Source organism: Kitasatospora sp. NPDC001159 (assembly GCF_053598235.1).
The window spans coordinates 1-4,110 of the sequence record NZ_JBSFJV010000219.1 but is presented as its reverse complement, the minus strand read 5'-3'; the positions used below and the strand labels follow the sequence as shown (position 1 = coordinate 4,110).

Here is a 4,110-nt window from a genome sequence, read left to right as displayed (position 1 = left end):
GATGGTACTGCAGGGGGGACCCTGTGGGAGAGTAGGACGCCGCCGAACAATTCTTCAGAAAAGGCCCACCCGGGTTACCGGGTGGGCCTTTTCGCGTTTCGGCTCAGTTGTCCTGGGGGCCGTTCTCCTCGTCCGTCGGCTGCTCTTGTGCCGGGGCCGGTGGCGCTGCCGGAGTCTGCGTCGCCTCGACGGATGCCGTCGGAGCCCCGGGCTGGGGCGTCTCAGATGTCTGGGGTGTCTGGGATACCTGGGGTGTCTGGGGCACTTGGGCTGCCTGGGACGTCTGCACCGGCACCACCGCCGTTCCCCACGCAGGTCGGCTGAGCCACTTGTCGGCGCTGTTGGTGAGCCGGGCGATTCCCGTACCGTCCGGCCGCATGCTGTAGAGGTCGGTGCCGGCGCCCTTGGGGGCCTGGGTGAAGACGATGGACTTGCCGTCGGGCGCGTAGGCCGCGCTTCCGTAGGCGGTGTCGGAGGGGGCGGGGGTGAGGGCGCCGATGGCGCTGCCGTCGGGGTGGACGGTGTAGATGCCCCCGCCGGGGGCGTTGTCGGGGCCGGCCGGGTAGGTGGTGAAGAGGATCTGGGTGCCGTCGGGTGACCAGCTCGCGCGGTCGCCGGCGCGCAGTTCCCAGGGAGTGAGCTGACGGAGTCCGGTGCCGTCGGCGCTGACGACGTAGATCGCCCGGCTGTTGGCGGGCTGTCCGGTGGCGCTGGTGCGGTACTCGAAGGTGAGCTGCTTGCCGTCGGGAGACCAGCTGGGGTTGGTGACGGCGCCGGAGTACGGCTTGTCGTTGGTGAGGAAGGTGAGCCGCTGGACGTTGGTGCCGTCGGGGCTCATCAGGTAGAGGTCCGAGTACTGGGTCTGCTTGTTGCCGGCCTGCTCGACGGCGCCCCAGGAGCGGCTGAAGGCGAGCTGTTTGCCGTCGGGAGAGTAGGAGGGGGCGCGTTCGTCCTCGTTGGCGCAGTCGGTGCTCGCGCTGCTGGTGTCGCAGAGCTGGCTGATCTGGTGGGCGTTGTCGCCGGTGGCGGAGACCGTCCAGAGGCGGGCGGCGCCGGTCTGCGGGTCGGTGCGGTCGAATGCGATGCTGCTGCCGTCGGGGGACCAGTCGGGGCGGTCGTCCAGGGCGTGGTTGGACGGCTGGGTGACCTGGCGCTGGGCGGTGCCGTCGGGGGCGAGGGTGACGATGGCGCTGGTGGTGTGGGTGGCGTCGGTGTACGCCCTGCTGACGATCAGTCCGTTGTGCGCGGCGGCCGCGGGGGTGGCGGCTTCCGCGCCGACCACGCCGTCGGAGGCGGTCGGCTCGGGGGTGACGGTGGGGGATTCCGGCCGGATCTCGGACAGCGGGATCTCCCCGGGCTCGGCTCCGCAGCCGGTGAGCAGGGTGCCCAGAAAAAGCAGGCCCGCACCGGCGGTTGCGCGGGTGCGGGCCTTGTTCGTGGGGGACTTCCCTGTGCCGGTGATCCGTGCCATCTCCGTCTCCGACCTTTCCGACCGTTCCGACGTGTGCTCCGTCTCGGATCGAGGAGGAGATCCGGGACGGAGGCCCCTGAAAGGAGCTGTCACTGTGTCAGACGGGGGGCGTCGACGACCGGGCGACACGCGACGGAAAGCGTCCGCTCGGTCGCACGGAGTAGGAGGTGGGGTTCGGTCAGCCCCGGGCGGCGCGGCGTTCGGCCTTGGCGAGGGCCTCCGCCTCGTCCTCGGCCTCGGCGACCTCCAGGGTGGGCGCGGTGCCGCCGAGGTGGGCGGGCAGCCACCAGGTGTCGTCCGGGCCGGAGGGCTTGCCGGGGTACTCGCGCTGGGCCTGGTCGAGCATCTCGCTCATGGCGGCGCGCAGCTTTCTGGTGACCATCACGGGCTTGTCGTTCGGGCCGAGGTGAATCGGTTCGCCGATCATGATCGTCACCGGGACGTGGCGCTTGGTGAGGGTCTTGGGGCGGCCCTTGGTCCAGAGCTGCTGGGTGCCCCAGAGGACGACGGGCAGCAGCGGGGCGCCGGAGTCGGCGGCCATCCGGGCGGCGCCGGTCTTGAACTTCTTCAGCATGAACGAGCGGCTGATGGTCGCTTCGGGGAACACCCCGACGACCTCGCCGGCCTTGAGGGCGCGCACGGCGGCCTCGTAGGCGGGCTGGCCGTCGGTGCGGTCGACCGGGATGTGCTTCATGCCGCGCATCAGCGGGCCGGAGATGCGGTGCTTGAAGACGTCGTCCTTGGCCATGAAGCGGGTCTTGCGCTTGCCGCCCCGGTAGGCGCCGAGGCCGGCGAAGAGGAAGTCGAGGTAGCTGATGTGATTGCTGACCAGCACCGCTCCGCCGGTTGCGGGGATGTGCTCGGCACCCACGATCTTGATCCGCACGTCGAGCGCACGGAAGGCGGTGAGTGCGGCGCCGATCACCGGCGGGTAGACGAACTCTGCCACGGTCAGTCCTGACTTCCACGGGCCGGAGCCCGGTACGGCGGGTACCCGCACCGTTGCGCGGGAGCCGACCGGAGCACGGCACGCCGCGGCGGTCACGGGTGATACACGGAGATGATCCCCCGAACGAGTGCCTGCTGTCACCTGAGGCGTGTGGTCAAGCGAGTATTCGCGGTGTGATCTCCGTGATGAATCCGGCTGGGAACTTTTTCGTCCGCGGCGCCGGTGACGTCCCGGGTGTGGCGGAGGTCGCGGCGTAGCGGGTCAGGCCCCGGCGCCGAGTCGGCCCTGGGCGCGTCGGACGATCGGGTACATCTCGCAGCCCACGCAGTAGCCGAAGGCGGCGTTCAGGAAGGCCGCGGTCAGGGCGAACGCGGTGGCCAGCAGGCCGAGCCAAGTGACTCCGGTGAAGTAGCCGAGGGCGCCGACGGAGGTGAAGACCAGGCCGACGCCCTGGGCGAAGCGCAGCGGCCGTTCGTCCTCGGTCTCAGTGGGCGGCGCCAGTCGGGGGAGGATGAAGGCCCGGAACAGCAGGCCGTACGGGGAGAGCCGGAGCCCGCCGAAGGCGCTGAGCGCGAAGACCATGGCCTGGGCGGCGAGCAGGAGGCCGTTGCCGCTGACCAGGACGGCCGCCAGGACGGCGGCGGCGAGCGCGGAGGAGAAGCGGGGACCGCGGGGGTCGGTCTGCACGGGGGCTCCGGGGGGTCGCGACGGGCAGGTGCGGCGGGGCGCGTCAGCGGCAGCGGGAGGTGGTGGCCCGGCCCGGGTCGACGACGCGACGGGAGATCGGCAACGGCGGTGCGGTGCGTTCGGAGTCCACCGGCCGATCGTACGCGGGCCCGGCGTCGGCGGTCGACCTTTCTTTCGGGCGCGGAGCGGGCTGCCGCAGACTGGAGGGATGACCGGACTGGTGGTGTGCGTTGTCGCGTTGGCCGTGGCGACCACGTTCGGGCTGCTGCGGGCCAGGCGCGACGGGAGGCTGAGGGTGCTCACCGAGGACGAGGCGATACGGGTGTCGGAGGCCGATCTGGGCGGGCCGCTCGGTGAGCGGGCGACCCTGGTGCAGTTCTCCACCGCCTTCTGCCAGCCGTGCCGGGCCACCCGGCGCGTGCTCGCCGAGGTGGCGGGGATGGTCGCCGGGGTCGCGCACGTCGAGGTGGACGCCGAGGCGCAGCTGGAGCTGGTCCGTCGGCTGGAGATCCTGCGGACGCCGACCGTCCTGGTGCTGGACGCGGGCGGCCGGGTGGTGCGGCGAGCGGCGGGGATGCCGCGCAAGGCGGATGTGATCGCGGCGCTGGGGCACGCGGTCTGACGGGCTGCGGCTGGGGACTCGTACGTCGGTTTGTGGTACCCCGTGACGTGGAGCCGACCCCCTCCTGGGGCAGGATGGGCGCAAGCGGCGGTGCAGCCGTCCCGGCGCAAGCTACTGGCGAGTAGTGACCACTGAGCTACCGGCGAGTATGCTGCCAGGAAGTTCCGGACCGGCACGGGAAACTCGCTGCCCGGAGCGGGTGCGTGGAGTGTTCGTACCCGCTTGCACAACCGCAGCCGCCGGACGAGACCAGTACAGGAGACAGGCCGTGAGCTTGAGGATCGTTGTCTGTGTGAAGTACGTGCCGGACGCGACGGGTGACCGTCGTTTCGCGGACGACCACACCACCGACCGGGAGGGCGTGGACGGCCTCCTGTCGGA

At 71.2% G+C, this 4,110-nt stretch carries 4 protein-coding genes and 1 pseudogene; 2 read left to right on the top strand and 3 right to left on the bottom strand.

All coding sequences use genetic code 11. The features are described 5' to 3' along the window. Positions 1-103: 103 nt before the first annotated feature. The 3 genes from ACWC9T_RS41065 to ACWC9T_RS41055 form a co-directional block, all read right to left on the bottom strand. Complete coding sequence (locus ACWC9T_RS41065) at positions 104-1,471, bottom strand: hypothetical protein (RefSeq protein WP_449826121.1); 1,368 nt, start codon at positions 1,469-1,471, stop codon at positions 104-106. Positions 1,472-1,649: 178 nt separating this feature from the next. Then, positions 1,650-2,420, bottom strand: coding sequence for a lysophospholipid acyltransferase family protein (locus tag ACWC9T_RS41060; protein ID WP_449826120.1), 771 nt, complete (start codon positions 2,418-2,420; stop codon positions 1,650-1,652). A 261-nt stretch (positions 2,421-2,681) separates the two neighbouring features. After that, positions 2,682-3,107 carry a DUF4395 domain-containing protein gene (locus tag ACWC9T_RS41055; protein WP_449826119.1) on the bottom strand — a complete coding sequence of 142 codons (426 nt, stop codon included), beginning with the start codon at positions 3,105-3,107 and terminating at the stop codon, positions 2,682-2,684. Positions 3,108-3,315: 208 nt separating this feature from the next. On the opposite strand from ACWC9T_RS41055, the gene ACWC9T_RS41050 reads away from it, so the two are divergent. Together ACWC9T_RS41050 and ACWC9T_RS41045 are read left to right on the top strand one after the other, a co-directional pair. Further along, positions 3,316-3,729, top strand: a complete 414-nt coding sequence (locus tag ACWC9T_RS41050; RefSeq protein WP_449826118.1) for a thioredoxin family protein — start codon at positions 3,316-3,318, stop codon at positions 3,727-3,729. 268 nt (positions 3,730-3,997) lie between these two features. Next, a pseudogene (locus ACWC9T_RS41045) lies at positions 3,998-4,110 on the top strand (electron transfer flavoprotein subunit beta); the annotation flags it as partial.